8 tRNA genes are annotated in these 741 nt (G+C 51.0%); all 8 read right to left on the bottom strand.

What is annotated here, in order from left to right:
• Positions 1-2 precede the first annotated feature (2 nt).
• Positions 3-76, bottom strand: a tRNA-Pro gene (locus tag HMPREF3057_RS05220).
• A 15-nt stretch (positions 77-91) separates the two neighbouring features.
• Positions 92-165, bottom strand: a tRNA-Arg gene (locus HMPREF3057_RS05215).
• 11 nt (positions 166-176) lie between these two features.
• Positions 177-262: transfer RNA gene (locus HMPREF3057_RS05210), tRNA-Leu, on the bottom strand.
• Between the two features lie 7 nt (positions 263-269).
• A tRNA-Gly gene (locus tag HMPREF3057_RS05205) sits at positions 270-341 on the bottom strand.
• Between the two features lie 27 nt (positions 342-368).
• Positions 369-441, bottom strand: a tRNA-Thr gene (locus tag HMPREF3057_RS05200).
• A 12-nt stretch (positions 442-453) separates the two neighbouring features.
• A tRNA-Leu gene (locus tag HMPREF3057_RS05195) sits at positions 454-535 on the bottom strand.
• Positions 536-540: 5 nt separating this feature from the next.
• Positions 541-613, bottom strand: a tRNA-Lys gene (locus HMPREF3057_RS05190).
• A 24-nt stretch (positions 614-637) separates the two neighbouring features.
• A tRNA-Asp gene (locus HMPREF3057_RS05185) sits at positions 638-710 on the bottom strand.
• Positions 711-741 lie beyond the last annotated feature (31 nt).

The following is a 741-nucleotide window of genomic DNA, read 5'->3' as shown; positions in this document are numbered from 1 at the left end:
AATCGGGAAGACAGGATTCGAACCTGCGACACCTTGGTCCCAAACCAAGTACTCTACCAAGCTGAGCTACTTCCCGCGTTAAATAAAAAAATGCACCCTAGAGGAGTCGAACCTCTAACCGCCTGATTCGTAGTCAGGTACTCTATCCAGTTGAGCTAAGGGTGCTCATCATTATATGCCGAGGACCGGAATCGAACCGGTACGATCGTTACCAATCGCAGGATTTTAAGTCCTGTGCGTCTGCCAGTTCCGCCACCCCGGCCTCTCTAAGCGAACGACGGGATTCGAACCCGCGACCCCCACCTTGGCAAGGTGGTGTTCTACCACTGAACTACGTTCGCATCGACCTCTTATTCTATATAAAAAAATGCCGGCTACATGACTTGAACACGCGACCCTCTGATTACAAATCAGATGCTCTACCAACTGAGCTAAGCCGGCTGATTTCTATTATGCGGGTTAAGGGACTTGAACCCCCACGCCGTTAAGCGCCAGATCCTAAATCTGGTGCGTCTGCCAATTCCGCCAAACCCGCAAATATGACCCGTACTGGGCTCGAACCAGTGACCCATTGATTAAAAGTCAATTGCTCTACCAACTGAGCTAACGAGTCTAAAATAACTTCCGTTATCTTAAACGGTCCCGACGGGAATCGAACCCGCGATCTTCGCCGTGACAGGGCGACGTGATAACCGCTACACTACGGGACCTATGGGAGTTAACGGGATCGAACCGCTGACC

The sequence above is a fragment of the Streptococcus sp. HMSC072D05 genome (genome assembly GCF_001815805.1).
Lineage (GTDB): Bacteria > Bacillota > Bacilli > Lactobacillales > Streptococcaceae > Streptococcus.
Note: the sequence above shows the minus strand (reverse complement) of the source record. Positions and strands in the feature narration are given on the sequence as shown.